This window comes from Dyella sp. OK584, assembly GCF_057787755.1.
In genome coordinates this window covers 2,270,449-2,286,121 of record NZ_CM173542.1, presented here as the reverse complement: position 1 = coordinate 2,286,121, position 15,673 = coordinate 2,270,449, and the positions used below count along the sequence as shown (strand labels likewise).

Below are 15,673 nucleotides of genomic sequence, written 5' to 3'. Positions count from 1 at the left end.
ACCCCCAGCTCACCGGTCGTCCCGCGTCCAGATCTGCCCATCCACTTCATGCACAGGAAAACTGGCGATTGGCTCATACGCCGGCGGACAGGTGACGGCGCCCGTGCGCACATCGAAGCGGGCGCCATGACGCGGGCACTCCACCTCATAGCCATGCAGATCGCCGCCCGCCAGATCGCCGCCATCATGGCTGCACACGTCCTCGATGGCATACAGGTCGCCATCGATGTTGTAGACCGCGATGGCGGTGTCGCCGTCCCAGACCACCTTGAATTCGCCCGGCAACATTTCGCTGCGGGTGCCCACGAAGATCCAGTCGGCGAGGTTCATGCCACTACCTCGCGCAACGGCTTGCTCATCCACGCAAAACGCAGGTCGTCACGGCGCGGAATGCCGAAGCGTGCATCACCATAAGGGAACGCCCGGGTTTCGCCAGTAAGCCGATAGCCACGACGCTCATACCAGGCGATCAGTTCGGCACGTTGTTCGATGACTGTCATGCGCATGGTGTCGATGTGCCAGTCGTCGCGCGCGATGCGCTCAGCCTCGGCGAGCAGCGCGCGACCAAGTCCTGCCATCTGCAGCTCGGGGCTGACGGCAAACATGCCGAAGTAACCCGCCTCGCCCTGCCGCTCGACATGGCAGCAGGCCAGCAGCACACCATCGCGCTCCGCCAGCACTATCACGCTGTCGTCCCGGCCGATCAGCCCGGCGACGTTTTCGGCGTCGGTACGTTGCCCGTCCAGCAAATGGGTCTCGGTGGTCCAGCCGCGCTGACCGGACTCGCCACGATAGGCGGATTCGACCAGGGCGACGATGGCGGGCACGTCAGCGGCCGTTGCCGCGCGGTATAGGAGCGTGTCGGATGTAGGCATGCCTCCCATGATAAGGCTCCTGATCCTTCATCGCACCGCACAATGACCTTCGACACTGTGCGCCGCACCAGATCGCTGCCTAGCCTGTCTGTTGGGGTCATGTCGACCCCGTGCACGCATTAGTGGCCGTACGGATGCGCAAGACGCATCCCACCAGGGGAGAATCCATGAAGAACCGCATTGTGAAACCGCTCGCGCTGGCCGTGGGCATGGCGATGTGCACGGGCGCGCTGGCCGCTCCCACGGGCAACTTGAACGTGAAGGAGCTGGACACCAACAAGGACGTGTGCAACGACTTCAACGGTTTCGTCAATGCCAAGTGGATCGCCGCCAACCCGATTCCGGCCGATCGCACGCGCTGGGGTTCGTTCGACGCGTTGCGCGAGGACAGCCTCAACGTGCAGCACACCATTGTGGAAAAGGCCTCGAAGAACGTAGCCAGTGCCAAGCCCGGCTCGATCGAACAGAAGATCGGCTACCTCTACGCCTCCGGCATGGACGAAGCCGCCATCGAGAAGGCTGGCTTCAACCCGATCAAGCCGGAACTGGCGCGCATCGATACGCTGAAGAACAGCGATGACATCGCCGCCTATATCCGCGACAGCTATGCGCACGGCAACCCCGTCGCCTTCCGTTTCTACGGCAGCCCGGACTTCAAGGATTCCAGCAAGCAGATCGGTTACGCCGCCCAGGGCGGCCTGGGTCTGCCCACGGCGGACTACTACAGCAAGCCGGACTTCGAGAAGATCCGCACCGCCTACGTGGCGCATATCGCCCGCACGCTGCAGCTGGTGGGCGTGAGTGAAGCGGACGCACAGACGCAGGCCAAGGCCGTGATGGCGTTCGAGACGCGCCTGGCCGCTGCCTCGCTGGTGCCGACCGAGCTGCGCCAGCCAGAGAACCGCTATCACTACCTAAGCATCGCCGACGCCGACAAGGTCACCCCGCATTTCGAATGGACGGCCTTCTTCAAGGCGCAGGGCGCCGACGTGAAGGACGGCTTCTCGCTGTCGCAGCCGAAGTTCTTCGCCGAGTTCGACAAGATGCTGGGCGACGTGTCGGCCACCGACTGGCAGGCCTATCTGCGCTTCCACGCCATCGACGAAGCCGCACCTTACCTTTCCAATGCGTTCCAGCAGGAAGACTTCGCCTTCAACGCACAGACGCTCAACGGCCAGAAGGAAATGAAGGCACGTTGGAAGCGCACGCTCGACGCCGTCGAAGGCGGCATGGGCATGGCCCTCGGTGAGCTGTACGTGGCGCAGACGTTCTCGCCGCAGTCGAAGGCGCGTGCACAGGAGTTGGTCACCAACCTGCGCGCCTCCTACAAGACGCGCATCGAGAACCTGCCGTGGATGAGCGAAGCCACCAAGCAGAAGGCGTTGGAGAAGTGGGCCAGCTTCACGCCGAAGATCGGCTATCCGGACAAGTGGCGTGACTGGAGCGGCTTGCAGGTCCAGCCGGGCAACTATTTCGCCAGCGTGCAGTCGGCCGAGAAGTTCAACTACGACTACACGGTCGCCAAGATCGGCAAGCCGGTAGATCGCACCGAGTGGGGCATGACCCCGCAAACGGTGAACGCCTACTACAACGCGCAGAAGAACGAGATCGTCTTCCCGGCCGCCATCCTGCAACCGCCGTTCTTCGACGCCAAGGTTGACGATGCGCTCAATTACGGTGGCATCGGCGCGGTCATCGGCCACGAGATGGGCCACGGCTACGACGACCAGGGCAGCAAGTTCGACGCCCAGGGCAACAACGTCAACTGGTGGACCGACGAAGATCGCAAGGCCTTCGAAGCGCGCACCGACAAGCTGGCCGCGCAGTTCAACGGCTATGAAGCCCTGCCGGGCAAGTTCGTCAACGGCAAGCTGACCATGGGCGAGAACATTGGCGACCTTGGCGGCCTCAATGCGGCCTACGACGCGCTGCAGATGGCACTGGCCAAGAACCCTGCCGAAGCCAAGAGCAAAATCGACGGCTACACGCAGGAACAGCGTTTCTTCCTCAACTGGGCTCGCGTGTGGCGCGGCAACATCCGCCCGGAAGCGCAGCTCACCCTGCTCAACACCGATCCGCATGCTCCAGCGCAGTTCCGCGCGATCGGCGCACCGTCCAACATGGCCGCCTTCGCACAGGCATTCCAGTGCAAGGCCGGCGACAAGATGGTCCGCAACGGCGACACGCAGGTGAAGATCTGGTGAGGCACCCTCGTCTTTCGTAATACAAAAACGCCGCGGCAAACACCGCGGCGTTTTTCTTTCCCTGTAGGAATGTCGTTGCATCCCAGCCGGAACAGGCCCCTCATCATCTGCTGCGGCGTCAAGCAATGGTTGCCCATAAGCGAGCTCTGCCCACCTGTCTGGCAAGACAAACATTCGTGCCGATGATATTCGGACGAGTTGGAGTCGCCAGCGTTCCGCCTACGACCGAGGGAAATCTTCGCGGGACGCGGCGGGCGCTTTGAGTGCCATTACTCCTTCTCCCCTTCGGGGAGAAGGTTGGGATGAGGGGCGGGTGCTTGCGATAGCGCGACAACAGAGCCATGTCGCCAGCGTGCCGCCTACGCCGCGGGCGTTTCGATCGCCTGCCGGCGACCGAGTCACTTTTCTTTTGCTGGCCCAAAAGAAAAGTAACCCAAAGAAAATGGCCTGAAGGGCTGGCAGCATTTCGATGGATACAAGCGTTGGGGATTGGCGCGAGTTCGATGGGCTGCGTGCTACCTCACGGACAGCGGCTACACCGCAACGCGCTGTGGCGCTGAGGGGGCGCAGCGTGGCGAGGCATACAAGCGCTGCGGGCTGGTGCGAGCTTGCGGCTTTGTGTGCTGCCTAAGGACTGCGGCTACGCCGCGGGGCGACGGAGGACTGAGGGCTTAAAGCGTGGAGCGCCAGGTCAGCTGGCAGGTGATGGAAATATCGAAGGCGTTCGCAGGACGTGGCCGCACCTTTAAGTCTTGTCGCAAGATTGACCCCTCACCCCAGCCCTCTCCCCTGTGGGGAGAGGGAGCCAAGCGTGGAGCGTCGCGTTGCTTTAAGTCCTCAGTACATCGCCGCCCCGCGGGGTAGCCACAATCCGTGAGGTAGCACCATGCTTGCCCGGCTGGCTTCGATCCTCGGGCTTGTATGCCTCGCCATGCTGCGTTCCCTCAGCGCCACGGCGCGTTGCGGTGTAGCCGCTGTCCATGAGGTAGCACGTCACTTATCTGGCTTGCACCAACCGCCACGCTTGTATCCAACACATCGCTATGAGCCTTTAAGGCCATTTTCTTTGGGTTACTTTTCTTTTGGGCCAGCAAAAGAAAAGTGACTCGAGCGCCGGCAGGCGATCGAAACGCCCGCTGCGTCCCACAGGGACTTCCTTCGGTCGTAAGCGGCACGCTAGCCACGGCGCCCACCTCTTGCAGTCGAACCGAGCAATCGGCAACCCGGCGGCAAGCCCCTCACATAAGCAGCTTGCGCACCTTGAGCAAGGCGGTGATGAACGCGTCAATTTCTTCGCGCGTGTTGTAGAACGCCAGCGAGGCGCGCAGCGTGGCCGGCACCTTGAAGTGCTGCATCAGCGGATGCGCGCAATGGTGGCCGGAGCGAACGGCCACGCCTTGCAGGTCGAGCAGCGTGGCCAGGTCGGTGGCTTGTGCACCTTCGATCAGAAACGAGATCACCGGTTCCTTTTCCTTCGCTTCGCCGAACAGGCGAAGGCCCGGAATCTCACGCAGACGCTCCGTCGCATAGGCAAGCAACTGCTGCTCCCATGCGTGAATGGCATCGAAGCCGATGGAATCGTAGTAATCGATGGCGGCGCTCAGGCCGACGAAACCGGCAATATTGGGGGTGCCTGCCTCGAACTTGTGCGGCGGCTCGGCAAATGTCGTGCCGTCGAAGCGCACCTCGCGGATCATCTCGCCACCACCGAAGAACGGCGGCATGGCTTCCAGATGTTCTTTGCGCGCCCACAATGCACCGGTGCCGGTGGGCGACAGCATCTTGTGGCCGGTGAGCGCGTAGAAATCGCAGCCCAACGCCTGCACATCGACGGGGCGATGCGGCACGGCCTGCGATCCGTCCACCAGCAGTGGGATACCGCGCTTGCGGCATTCCTTTGCGATCTCGCGCACGGGATTCACCGTGCCGAGCACGTTGGAAACATGCGTGACGCAAGCCAGCTTCACTTCCGGCGTCAGCATCTCGATGAACTTCTCGACGATCAGCTCGCCAAGCTCATTGATCGGCGCTGCCTTCACCGTCGCGCCGCTGCGAGCTGCCACCAGCTGCCACGGCACGATATTGGCGTGATGCTCCATCACCGTGGTGAGGATGGCATCGCCCGCCTTCAGACGCGGCAGCGCGTAGCTGTATGCGACCAGATTGATCGACTGCGTCGTGCCTGAAGTCAGCACCAACTCATTACGCGAACCGGCGTTGATGAAACGCGCCAGCTTGTCGCGCGAACCTTCATAGGCCTCGGTGGCCTCCTCGCCGAGCAGATGCACCGCGCGCGACACGTTGGCATTGTGTTCGCGGTAGTGATTGTTCACCGCCTCGATCACGCTGGCCGGCTTCTGGCTGGTGTTGGCGTTGTCGAAATAAATCAGCGGCTTGTCGTGCACGGTGCGCGACAGCAAGGGAAAATCGGCGCGGATGCGCTGCACGTCGAACACGGTGGGGAGCGGTTTGGTCTGTGCGTTCATCGGTTTGATTTCGCCTTGTTGCCAGCTATCAGCTTTTAAGCAGAAGGCAGGTGAGCCATCAGCTGATGATCGAGGTGCTCGCGCAGGCTTTCATTGGACAGCGGCTCAAACACGGCGCGGCAGAAGGCCGCGGTGAGCATGGAGCGCGCCTCAGTCAACGGAATGCCGCGCGAGCGCATGTAGAACAGCGAGCGCTCGTCGAGCTGGCCCACCGTAGCACCGTGCGCCGCCTTCACTTCGTCTGCGTAGATTTCCAGCTCGGGCTTGGTGTCGATCTCGGCCTGGCCAGAAAGCAGGAGATTCTTGCTGCTCAGGTTTGCGTCGCTACCGTCGGCACCTTCGGCCACCACGATGGCGCCACGGAATACACCGCGCGATCGCTGGTCGGCCACGCCGCGCCACACCGAATCCGACGCCGTGTTGAGGGCCTGATGACGAATGGCCATCTGGGTGTCCACATGCTGGCGACCGCTGAGCACGAACACGCCGCGCGTCTCCAGCCGAGAGTGGTCGCCTGCAAGCGTCGCGTGCAAATCATGGCGAACCAGCGAGCCACCCAGTTCGAGCACGTAGAGCGACGCCCGTGCCTCTGCATCCAGTTGCAAGGTGTCGTGGCGAACCAGGGTGCTCCCCGCCGCCGCAACCTGCAGCGTGACATGACGAAGCTGAGCGCCCTTGCGAAGCACCATGTCGGAAACCTGCGTACCCAGGTGCTGCTGCGCGCCACTGGAAGCGTGATGCTCCACTAGCGAAAGTTCGGCACCCTCGCCCAGCTCGATCACGTGGCGAACGTGCCATGCAATGTCGCCCTCGGCAGGTGCACCGATAAACAGGAGATACACCGGCTGCATGATCTTCGCGCCAGCGGCGACCCGCAGCACGACACCATCACCGGCCAACGCGGCGTTGAGGCGCGCAAAGACGTCACCCCCTTCGCGGTAGTGACGCGACAGCGCGAAGCGCAGCGGTTCGGCATCGCTCTGCAGCGCCTGCGACAGCGGCTTCAGGGCGAGGCCGGCAGGCAGTGCATCCACGCGCGATAAATCCGCACGGAACACGCCGTTGACGAATACCAGTGCGGGACCATCGACGCCTGGCAACGCCATGGCGGCCGCGTCAACCACACGCGTGGCAGCCTCGGCATCACCCGGCAAAAATCGACGCTGGCCCAGCGCGCGCAGCGCGGTGTACTTCCAGGCCTCCATTCGCGTATCAGGAAGACCTGCCGCGGCGAAGGCTTCGAGATTCTCGCGGCGTGCCGCTTCCAGCCAGGCGATCGAGTCACCGGGCAAGCGCGCCTGCGCTGCCGCCTCAAGCAGCGAGTCGACAAAAGGCGTGCGCTGCGGCTCGCTCATGCCGAGGCTCCGGTCAGCGCGGGATCCTTTTCGGCCACCCAAGCGTAGCCGTGCTCTTCCAGCTTCAACGCCAACGACTTGTCACCGCTCTCCACGATGCGGCCATCGGCCAGCACGTGAACGAAATCCGGCTCGATATAGTCGAGCAGACGCTGATAGTGAGTGATGATCAGGAAACCACGCTCGGACGAGCGCAGCGCGTTCACGCCCTGTGCCACCTGCTTGAGCGCATCGATGTCCAGGCCCGAATCGGTTTCGTCCAGGATCGCCAGCTTCGGCTCCAGCACGGCCATCTGGAAGATCTCGTTGCGCTTCTTCTCGCCGCCGGAGAAACCCTCGTTCACTGCACGATGCAGCAGCTCATCGGAGATCTGCATGATCTTGAGCTTCTCGCGCACCAGCTTGAGAAACTGCATGGAGTCGAGTTCCTTCTCGCCGCGCTGCTTGCGCTGCGCGTTGAGCGCGGCGCGCAGGAAGTAGGTGTTGTTCACGCCGGGAATTTCGACCGGATACTGGAACGCCAGGAACACACCGGCAGCGGCACGCGCTTCCGGTTCCATCGCCAGCAGGTCGACGCCGTTGAACGTCACCGAACCTTCTGTCACTTCGTAACCGTCACGACCGGACAGCACATTGCCCAGCGTGGATTTGCCGGCGCCGTTCGGTCCCATGATCGCGTGCACCTCGCCCGCGTTCACGGTGAGCGTGAGGCCTTTGAGAATGTCCTTGCCCTCGACGCGGGCGTGCAGGTTTTCGATCTTCAGCATGTTCGGTACTCGCTTATGTCAAACGCCGGTGTCGTCGCTGCGACGCTGCAGCACGACATAGGTGAAGGCTTGTTCATTGCCCGACGGCGTGTGATGCACATCGCGGCCATGGGTGATAAGGGTGAATGATGGTGAAAACATCGACGCCAGTGACGCCGCGTCGTAGCGCGCCACAGAAAGCCCGCTGCAACGTTCCGGGCCATCGGCGGCGAAGGTGGCGATCACCGCGTAGCCACCCGGCAGAATCGCGCGTTCGATCGCAGCGACGTAGCGTGCCTGCTCGGCGGCATCGGCAAGAAAATGAAAGACGGCGCGATCGTGCCACAGAGCGTAGTGCGCAACGGGCAGCTCAGCGTCGGTGACGTCACCGACGATCCAGTGCACCGGATGCGCCTGTACGCCAAGCCGCTGCTGTGCCTCTGCCATCGCAACGGCGGAAAGATCCAGCACGCTGACATCGCCGAAGCCGCGTGCCATCAGATCATCGACCAAGGTGGAGCGACCGCCGCCAACATCCAGCACGGGTTGTTCACGCGACACGTCCAGCGCATCGATCAGCCGCAGCGACTCGTCGAGATGCGGGCGGAACCAGCTGGTCTGCACCGCATTTTTCTCGCTGTACACCGCATCCCAATGCGATTGCCGGAGCGAACTCATCCCACCGCACCTTCCAGCGACACTTCGAGCAGCTTCTTCGCTTCCACCGCGAATTCCATCGGCAGTTCGCGGAACACCTGCTTGCAGAACCCGTCGACGATCATCGACACGGCGTCTTCCTCGCCAATGCCGCGGCTGCGGCAATAGAACAGCTGGTCGTCGGAAATCTTGGACGTGGTGGCCTCGTGCTCGACGATGGCGGTGGGGTTTTTCACTTCAATATACGGGAAAGTGTGTGCGCCGCACTTCTTACCGATCAGCAGCGAATCACACTGCGTGTAGTTGCGCGCGCCTTCGGCACCCTTCTCGACCTTCACCAGGCCGCGGTAGCTGTTGTTGCTACGGCCGGCGCTGATGCCCTTGGAGATGATCTTGGACTTGGTGCCCTTGCCGATGTGGATCATCTTGGTACCGGTGTCGGCCTGCTGGCGATGGTGCGTGAGCGCCACCGAGTAGAACTCGCCTACCGAGCGATCGCCGCGCAACACACAGCTGGGGTACTTCCAGGTAATCGCCGAACCGGTTTCCACCTGCGTCCAGGAGATCTTCGAATCGTCACCGCGACAATCACCGCGCTTGGTCACGAAGTTGTAGATGCCGCCGACGCCGTTCTCGTCGCCCGGGTACCAGTTCTGCACGGTGGAATACTTGATCTGCGCTTTTTCCAGCGCCACCAGCTCCACCACGGCCGCGTGCAGCTGGTTCTCGTCGCGCATGGGCGCGGTGCAACCTTCGAGGTAGGACACGTAGGCGCCATCTTCCGCGATGATCAGGGTGCGCTCGAACTGCCCGGTGTTGATCGCGTTGATGCGGAAGTACGTGCTCAGCTCCATCGGGCAACGCACGCCCTTGGGGATGAATACGAACGAGCCATCGGAGAACACGGCCGAGTTCAACGCGGCGAAATAGTTGTCACCCGTTGGCACCACACTGCCGAGATATTGCTGCACCAGGTCGCCGTGCTCGCGGATCGCTTCGCTCATCGAGCAGAAGATCACGCCGGCTTCGGCCAGCTCCTTGCGGAAGGTGGTGCCCACGGACACTGAATCGAACACGGCATCCACTGCCACGCCCGCGAGCTTGGCCCGCTCGTGCAGCGGCACGCCTAGCTTCTCGTAGGTTTCGAGCAGCTTCGGATCAACCTCGTCCAGTGACTTCGGGCCCTGCTTGGGCGCGGCGTAGTAGCTGATCGACTGGTAATCGATCGGACTCAATTTGAGCTTGGCCCAGTCCGGTGTCGGCATGGTGAGCCAATGGCGATACGCCTTGAGGCGCCACTCGGTCATCCATTCCGGCTCCTGCTTGATGGCGGACAGCTGGCGGATGATGTCTTCGGACAGGCCGGGCGGCAGGCTGTCGGTTTCGATGTCGGTGACGAAACCGGCTTCATAGCGACGGCCCAGCGCCTCGGCAACTTCGGCGTTGTCGCGGAGCGTGGCGGAGATGTCGCTGCGGTCGGTGGTTTCGGTAGTCATGATCGTCTTCGTGTCGTCGTCAGGGCGGTCGCGGAATGAGCTGTCAGGTCATCCGATGAGGGTCGCGTCGATGCGACGACTGGGTGGTTTGAGCATGTCGGACAGGCTGATGGCGCGCAGCGCGCGGTCTACCACGCCGTTGACGTGTTGCCAGTTGGATCGCACGCCGCATTGCGACTCGCGATCGCACTGTCCGTCGGCGAGGCTGCATTCGGTCATGCCAATAGGGCCTTCCAGCGCTTCGACAATCTGCGCCAGGGATATCTCGACGGCCGGACGCGCCAGCCGATAGCCGCCATTCACGCCACGGAACGATTCCACCAGCCCGGCGTGACCCAGCGACTTCAGCAGCTTGCTCACGGTAGGCAGTTCCAGTCGTGCCTCATCGGCGATCTGCGCCGTGCTGAGCACGTCGTCGGGATGCGCGGCGATGCAGGTCATCACCGCCGTGGCGTAGTCGGTGAGGCGGCTGACACGAAGCATGGGAAGCGGCCGGAGACTTCGGGAATCGGGACCAAAATGGTACTGATTAATCCATCGGCGGTCAAACCGCGGCGCTGCACCAAAAATGGGCGATGGCTTGCTGCGGCGCCCTGCTTTTGGGCAATGAAGGCGTCCAGTCTCACTCGACCATCCAACCGTCCTCACCGTCATTCCTGCGCACGCAGGGATCCAGCGCCTTTCGCAACTCGTTGAAATCACTGGATTCCTGCTTTCGCAGGAATGACGGCAACGAGTGCCCAGATACCGAGTTCAATCGTGATGGCACGCATCGTGCTGCACCGCCACATATCTACGGCATGGGGAGCTTTGGGGATGAAGTGGATCACGGCCATCATCAAACCGTTCACGCTGGACGATGTGCGCCAGGCGCTGACTGACGCGGGCGTGACGGGCATGACCGTCACCGAGGTGAAAGGGTTTGGCCGGCAGCACGGGCACACCGAGCTGTATCGCGGGGCCGAGTACGTCGTGGATTTCCTGCCCAAGCTGAAGCTGGAAGTGGCTGTAGCCGATCAGCAGCTCGAGCACGCCATCGAGGCCATCATGGGCGCCGCGCGCACCGGCAAGATCGGCGACGGCAAGATCTTCGTCAGCGAGCTGGAACAGGCCATCCGCATCCGCACGCAGGAGGTGGACGTCGATGCGCTTTGACATGAAGACCGGCAAGACCTTCCTTGTCCTAATGGGATGGCTCGCGATTTCGCCAGCCTGGGCGCAGGCCTCAGCACCCACGCATATCGATAGCGGCGACACCGCCTGGATGCTCACCGCCACGGCGCTCGTACTACTGATGACGATCCCGGGTCTGGCGCTGTTCTACGGCGGCATGGTGCGTGCCAAGAACCTGCTGTCGATATTGATGCAGTGCTTCGCCATCACCGCACTTGTCACGGTGCTCTGGCTGTTCTACGGCTACTCGCTGGCTTTCAGCACCGAAGGCATGCAAGCGGGCGTCACCAACCTGCACTCGTTCATCGGCGGACTGGACCGCGTGTTGCTCGCTGGCCTCAAGCCGGATTCGCGCTACCAGACGGTGCCGGAAAGCGTGTTCGTGATGTTCCAGCTCACGTTCGCCATCATCACACCAGCGCTGATCATCGGTGCCTTCGCCGAGCGCATGAAGTTCAGTGCGTTGCTGTGGTTCAGCGGGCTTTGGCTCACCGTCGTCTACCTGCCGGTGGCGCACATGGTGTGGAGCGGACCGGGCTCGCTGCTGGGCGACCTGGGCGTGCTCGACTTCGCCGGCGGTACCGTGGTGCACATCAATGCCGGTATCGCCGGCCTTATCGCCTGCCTGGTCATCGGCAAACGCCGCGGCTACCCGAATGTGCCGATGCCGCCGCACAACCTCGGTTACACCGTGGTGGGCGCTAGCCTGTTGTGGCTGGGCTGGTTTGGCTTCAACGCGGGTTCGGCCGTGGCGGCCAATGGCAGCGCCGGCATGGCGATGCTGGTAACCCAGGTGGCGACCGCTGCGGCAGCGCTGGGTTGGCTTGGCGCCGAGTGGATCGCGCATGGACGGCCGAGTGTGCTGGGCATCGTGTCAGGTGCGGTGGCGGGACTGGTCGCCGTGACGCCGGCCGCCGGTACGGCCGGTCCCGGTGGTGCGCTCGTGCTTGGCCTCATCGCCGGTGTCATCTGTTTCTTCAGCGCCACGCGCCTCAAGCACAAGCTCGGCTATGACGACTCGCTCGACGTGTTTGGTGTACACGCCATCGCCGGCATCGTCGGCGCGCTGCTCACTGGTCCGTTGGCCTCGCCCAAGCTTGGCGGCTTCGGCAATGTTGAGTCGTTGTGGGGACAGCTGTGGATCCAGGCCAAGGGCGTGGGCTTCACCATCGCATGGAGCGCCGTGCTGAGCCTGGTGATACTCAAGCTGATCGACTGGACGCTTGGCCTGCGCGTGGATGAGGAACAGGAACAGATCGGCCTCGATCTCGCGCTGCACGAAGAGAAGGCTTACAACCTGTCGTGAGCCACTGACCTCCCTCTCCCCAGAGGGGAGAGGGTTGGGGTGAGGGGTCAATCTTGCGGAAAGGCAGTTTCCGAGCGCGCTTTGTTGAAACTCTCACGCAAGCACCCGCCTCTCACCTCAATCCTCTCACTACCGGGGAGAGGAAGCCAAGGCAAAGAGCCGCTAAGCTGCACCGCATCGCCACTTGCAGCACGCCATGACCACCGCTTCCGACCGCGCCGCCGCCCGACTTGCCTGGACTCGTTCCGCTCTCGGCGACACCACGCTCACGCTTGAGCCTGCCTCGTCCGACGCCAGCTTTCGCAGCTACTGGCGCACGCACCACGACAGCATCAGCTGGATCGTGATGGACTCACCGCCAGCACTGGAAGATCCACGTCCCTGGCTGGCGATGGGGGAACGTCTCTCTGCCGCTGGGCTACATGTGCCCGCCGTACGTGCGCACGATCTGGAGCAAGGCTTCCTGCTGATCGAGGATCTCGGCACGCGCCTGTACCTGCCAGCATTGAACGACGAAAGCGCGGACAAGCTCTACGGCGACGCCATGGACGCGCTACTGCGTATGCAAACGCGCATGGACCATAGCGACCTGCCGCCGTTCGATCACGCGATGCTGGTGCGCGGGCTCGAAGTGATGCCGGAATGGTTTCTCGGGCGGCACCTTGGCCACACACCGAGCTGCGACGAATGGGACGTGCTGGAAGCGGCCTTCGACGTGGTGATCCGCAACGCGATGCAACAGCCTCGTTGCTTCGTGCATCGCGATTACCACAGCCGCAACCTGCTGATCGTTGATGACAACAACCCCGGCATCATCGATTTCCAGGGCGCGCTTGCCGGCCCCATCACTTACGACCTCGCCTCGCTGTTGCGCGATGCCTATATCACCTGGCCGCGCGAGCGCGTCGAAGGTTGGGTGGAGTCTTACCGGCAGCGACTGCGTAACGCCGACATGATCGGCGACGACATCACGCCGGAGCGTTTCCTGCGCTGGTTCGATCTCACCGGCATGCACCGTCATATCCGCGTGCTCGGCCAGTTCTATCGCTTGTGGTATCGCGACGGTAAACCGGGCTATCTCGCCGACGTTCCGCGCGTTTATCACTACGTTGTTTCGGTCGCGCGCAGTTATCCCGAACTGGCCGATTTCGTCGCGCTGCTTGAACGCCATGCGCAAGGGCGCGACCTGACCCAGGTTGCCGCCACATGAGGCGTGCACTGATTTTTGCCGCGGGCCTGGGCGAGCGCATGCGCCCGCTCACCGATCGCACGCCCAAGCCGCTGTTGTCGGTGGGCGGAAAACCGCTGATCGAATGGCATCTGGAAAAGCTTGCCGCCATCGACGTGCACTACGTGGTGATCAACACCTCGCACCTCGCCGAACAGTTCCCTGAGACACTGGGCGATGGTTCGCGCTGGGGGCTGCGCATCCGTTACGCCTATGAAGGGCCCATGCCACTGGAAACCGGTGGCGGCATGCTCAACGCGCTCAGCCTGCTCGGACCCGAGCCATTCATCGCGGTGAACGGCGACATCTGGACGGACGCCGACTTCGCCCTTCTTCCCGCCGAGCCGCGCGGCCTGGCGCATCTGGTCATGGTGAACAACCCGGAGCATCACCCGCGCGGTGATTTTTCGCTCGACGAACACGGGGTGCTGCACGATGACGACTCGCAGCCGCGCCTCACGTACAGCGGCCTTGGCGTGTATCGCCGCGAACTGCTCGATGGCTGGCGCGATGTCATCGGTCATGTAGAGGGCACAGATCACAAGCCGCCTGCCTTCAAGCTGGTGCCGCTGCTTCGCCACGCCATGGCGCAAGACAAGCTCAGCGGCTCGCACCACAGCGGTGCATGGACGGATGTCGGCACGCCGCAGCGCCTGGACGAGTTGGACGCACGCCTGCGCGCTGCCAGCTGAGCGAAAGGTAAGGCGCGCAAGATCCTGCCGGCTGGATGCTTTCGGTGACCGGCGGTATCCTGAACTCCTCGGTTCTGTAGAGCGCAGCACCGCCACATGCCGGACCACCGGCTGCTTGCGCCGACATCCCGCTTGCAGGGCCGCCCCGTTCTCCGTGCAAGGTATCAACGATGTCCGAACTGTGGTCTCACCTGGTCAGCTGGTTCAGCAGCCATGGCGTGCTTCCGTTGCTGCAGTTTCTGCACCTCGAAGGGCTGGCGGGCGATCCGAACGACATCGCCGAATCGCTGCTGATTGCCACGCTGCAGCTGTGCATCATCGGCTTGATCTTCCGCCCGCTGGAAAGCGTGTTGCCGGCGGAGAAGTGGACCGATCGCAAGCTCACTCGCGTCGATTTCCAGTACACGTTGCTGATGCTGGTGGGGATCTTTCCCATCTTCAGCTATCTGGTGCTTACACCGATCGCCAACTACTTCGGCGGACCCGACACTGGCCCCAGCGACGCCAGCGCATCGCCGCTCGCCATCACGCATTGGTTCCCGATGCTGAAGCAGCATCCGCTGCTGCTGTTTGCGTGCTACTACGTGATCTACGACTTCACGTACTACTGGATGCATCGCCTGCAACACGCACTGCCCTGGTGGTGGGCGCTGCACAGCATGCATCACAGCACGCGGCAGATGAGTTGCTGGACCAACGATCGCGGCAGCCTGATCGACGGCTTCCTGCAGTCGATGATTCTCGCGACGGTCGGCATCGTGATGGGCGTGGAGCCGGACCAGTTCGCGTGGCTGGTGCTGGTGGGCGAGCTGGTGCAGAACTTCTCGCATGCGAACGTGCGTATCGGCTTTGGCCCGGTGTTCAATCACGTGTTCGTGGCGCCCAAGTTCCACCGTCTGCACCACATGCTGGTGGATCCCACCCGTCCCAAGCTGCACAACTGCAACTTCGGTCAGGTGCTTTCCGTATGGGACGTGCTGTTCGGCACCGCGCTCTACAACGAACCACTGCGCCCCACCGGCGTAGGCGACCCGATGGTCGATGACGACAACAATCGCAACCTGATCGGCCTGCACTGGAACGCGTTCAAGCGTTTTTGGGGTGCGGTGCGCAGCCCGGCGGGATGGAAGTTTGGCGAGGTCGCTTTCGGCCCCAACTACGTGCCGATCCCGGTGGATCAGCTCGATCTGCATGCGCTGGGACACCACGTGATGCAGCCGGCGTCACACAAGGCACCGGACGATGAAGCGGCCGGACCGACGCTGCCGGTGACGGAAAGCGCCTGAGGCAACCGCGTCACAGAGGTGTACGGCACGCCTCATCTTGCAAAAAAAACCGCCGGAATGACCGGCGGCGAGAAAAGTACGCTGACAAATTCGTCGCGCCTAAAACCACCACACGGTACCGGGAGGTGACACCGTGTGGGGAAGCCGGTCTGGCGACCGGCCTTGGGGC

The 15,673-nt window shown here is 62.8% G+C and carries 14 protein-coding genes; 6 read left to right on the top strand and 8 right to left on the bottom strand.

What is annotated here, in order from left to right; genetic code table 11:
* Positions 1-9: 9 nt before the first annotated feature.
* Entirely contained in the window at positions 10-330 is a 321-nt protein-coding gene (locus tag AC3CBN_RS10125) for a non-heme iron oxygenase ferredoxin subunit (RefSeq protein WP_488632906.1), read from the bottom strand.
* Complete coding sequence (locus AC3CBN_RS10120; protein WP_488636706.1) at positions 327-875, bottom strand: GNAT family N-acetyltransferase; 549 nt, start codon at positions 873-875, stop codon at positions 327-329. Before AC3CBN_RS10120 ends, AC3CBN_RS10125 begins: the two co-directional genes overlap by 4 nt.
* Before the next feature lie 167 nt (positions 876-1,042).
* On the opposite strand from AC3CBN_RS10120, the gene AC3CBN_RS10115 reads away from it, so the two are divergent.
* Positions 1,043-3,079 carry a M13 family metallopeptidase gene (locus AC3CBN_RS10115; RefSeq protein WP_488632905.1) on the top strand — a complete coding sequence of 679 codons (2,037 nt, stop codon included), beginning with the start codon at positions 1,043-1,045 and terminating at the stop codon, positions 3,077-3,079.
* A gap of 1,238 nt (positions 3,080-4,317) precedes the next feature.
* Here AC3CBN_RS10115 and AC3CBN_RS10110 read toward each other — a convergent pair.
* The 6 genes from AC3CBN_RS10110 to AC3CBN_RS10085 are packed head-to-tail and all read right to left on the bottom strand — an operon-like array spanning position 4,318 to position 10,302.
* On the bottom strand, positions 4,318-5,565 hold the full coding sequence (locus AC3CBN_RS10110) for a cysteine desulfurase (RefSeq protein WP_488632904.1): 1,248 nt from the start codon (positions 5,563-5,565) through the stop codon (positions 4,318-4,320).
* Positions 5,566-5,600: 35 nt separating this feature from the next.
* Complete coding sequence (gene sufD, locus AC3CBN_RS10105; protein ID WP_488632903.1) at positions 5,601-6,920, bottom strand: Fe-S cluster assembly protein SufD; 1,320 nt, start codon at positions 6,918-6,920, stop codon at positions 5,601-5,603.
* Positions 6,917-7,687 carry a Fe-S cluster assembly ATPase SufC gene (sufC, locus tag AC3CBN_RS10100; RefSeq protein WP_488632902.1) on the bottom strand — a complete coding sequence of 257 codons (771 nt, stop codon included), beginning with the start codon at positions 7,685-7,687 and terminating at the stop codon, positions 6,917-6,919. Before sufC ends, sufD begins: the two co-directional genes overlap by 4 nt.
* A gap of 18 nt (positions 7,688-7,705) precedes the next feature.
* The gene (locus AC3CBN_RS10095) at positions 7,706-8,344 is read right to left on the bottom strand and encodes a class I SAM-dependent methyltransferase (protein WP_488632901.1); all 639 of its coding nucleotides are present in this window, start codon (positions 8,342-8,344) and stop codon (positions 7,706-7,708) included.
* Positions 8,341-9,819 (bottom strand): Fe-S cluster assembly protein SufB, encoded by a 1,479-nt coding sequence (gene sufB, locus AC3CBN_RS10090; protein ID WP_488632900.1) that lies wholly within the window; start codon positions 9,817-9,819, stop codon positions 8,341-8,343. The genes AC3CBN_RS10095 and sufB overlap by 4 nt, the downstream gene beginning before the upstream one ends.
* 48 nt (positions 9,820-9,867) lie before the next feature.
* Positions 9,868-10,302 carry an SUF system Fe-S cluster assembly regulator gene (locus AC3CBN_RS10085; protein WP_488632899.1) on the bottom strand — a complete coding sequence of 145 codons (435 nt, stop codon included), beginning with the start codon at positions 10,300-10,302 and terminating at the stop codon, positions 9,868-9,870.
* A 333-nt stretch (positions 10,303-10,635) separates the two neighbouring features.
* On the opposite strand from AC3CBN_RS10085, the gene AC3CBN_RS10080 reads away from it, so the two are divergent.
* The 5 genes from AC3CBN_RS10080 to AC3CBN_RS10060 all read left to right on the top strand — a co-directional run bounded on the left by AC3CBN_RS10080 (position 10,636) and on the right by AC3CBN_RS10060 (position 15,504).
* Positions 10,636-10,974 (top strand): P-II family nitrogen regulator, encoded by a 339-nt coding sequence (locus tag AC3CBN_RS10080; RefSeq protein ID WP_488632898.1) that lies wholly within the window; start codon positions 10,636-10,638, stop codon positions 10,972-10,974.
* Positions 10,964-12,298, top strand: coding sequence for an ammonium transporter (locus AC3CBN_RS10075; protein WP_488632897.1), 1,335 nt, complete (start codon positions 10,964-10,966; stop codon positions 12,296-12,298). Before AC3CBN_RS10080 ends, AC3CBN_RS10075 begins: the two co-directional genes overlap by 11 nt.
* A gap of 196 nt (positions 12,299-12,494) precedes the next feature.
* Positions 12,495-13,508: an aminoglycoside phosphotransferase family protein gene (locus AC3CBN_RS10070; RefSeq protein ID WP_488632896.1), complete on the top strand. Its 1,014-nt coding sequence runs from the start codon at positions 12,495-12,497 to the stop codon at positions 13,506-13,508.
* Positions 13,505-14,218, top strand: a complete 714-nt coding sequence (gene murU, locus AC3CBN_RS10065; protein WP_488632895.1) for an N-acetylmuramate alpha-1-phosphate uridylyltransferase MurU — start codon at positions 13,505-13,507, stop codon at positions 14,216-14,218. The genes AC3CBN_RS10070 and murU overlap by 4 nt, the downstream gene beginning before the upstream one ends.
* 170 nt (positions 14,219-14,388) lie before the next feature.
* Positions 14,389-15,504: a sterol desaturase family protein gene (locus AC3CBN_RS10060; protein WP_488632894.1), complete on the top strand. Its 1,116-nt coding sequence runs from the start codon at positions 14,389-14,391 to the stop codon at positions 15,502-15,504.
* The last annotated feature ends 169 nt before the right edge of the window (positions 15,505-15,673 follow it).

Bases quoted from the DNA above. Each gene is read 5' to 3' on its own strand.
- AC3CBN_RS10115 (WP_488632905.1), top strand. From the start codon at position 1,043: ATGAAGAACCGCATTGTGAAACCGCTCGCGCTGGCCGTGGGCATGGCG.
- AC3CBN_RS10080 (WP_488632898.1), top strand. From the start codon at position 10,636: ATGAAGTGGATCACGGCCATCATCAAACCGTTCACGCTGGACGATGTG.
- AC3CBN_RS10070 (WP_488632896.1), top strand. From the start codon at position 12,495: ATGACCACCGCTTCCGACCGCGCCGCCGCCCGACTTGCCTGGACTCGT.
- AC3CBN_RS10125 (WP_488632906.1), bottom strand. From the start codon at position 330: ATGAACCTCGCCGACTGGATCTTCGTGGGCACCCGCAGCGAAATGTTG.
- sufC (WP_488632902.1), bottom strand. From the start codon at position 7,687: ATGCTGAAGATCGAAAACCTGCACGCCCGCGTCGAGGGCAAGGACATT.
- sufD (WP_488632903.1), bottom strand. From the start codon at position 6,920: ATGAGCGAGCCGCAGCGCACGCCTTTTGTCGACTCGCTGCTTGAGGCG.
- AC3CBN_RS10095 (WP_488632901.1), bottom strand. From the start codon at position 8,344: ATGAGTTCGCTCCGGCAATCGCATTGGGATGCGGTGTACAGCGAGAAA.
- sufB (WP_488632900.1), bottom strand. From the start codon at position 9,819: ATGACTACCGAAACCACCGACCGCAGCGACATCTCCGCCACGCTCCGC.
- AC3CBN_RS10075 (WP_488632897.1), top strand. From the start codon at position 10,964: ATGCGCTTTGACATGAAGACCGGCAAGACCTTCCTTGTCCTAATGGGA.
- AC3CBN_RS10120 (WP_488636706.1), bottom strand. From the start codon at position 875: ATGCCTACATCCGACACGCTCCTATACCGCGCGGCAACGGCCGCTGAC.
- AC3CBN_RS10110 (WP_488632904.1), bottom strand. From the start codon at position 5,565: ATGAACGCACAGACCAAACCGCTCCCCACCGTGTTCGACGTGCAGCGC.
- murU (WP_488632895.1), top strand. From the start codon at position 13,505: ATGAGGCGTGCACTGATTTTTGCCGCGGGCCTGGGCGAGCGCATGCGC.
- AC3CBN_RS10060 (WP_488632894.1), top strand. From the start codon at position 14,389: ATGTCCGAACTGTGGTCTCACCTGGTCAGCTGGTTCAGCAGCCATGGC.
- AC3CBN_RS10085 (WP_488632899.1), bottom strand. From the start codon at position 10,302: ATGCTTCGTGTCAGCCGCCTCACCGACTACGCCACGGCGGTGATGACC.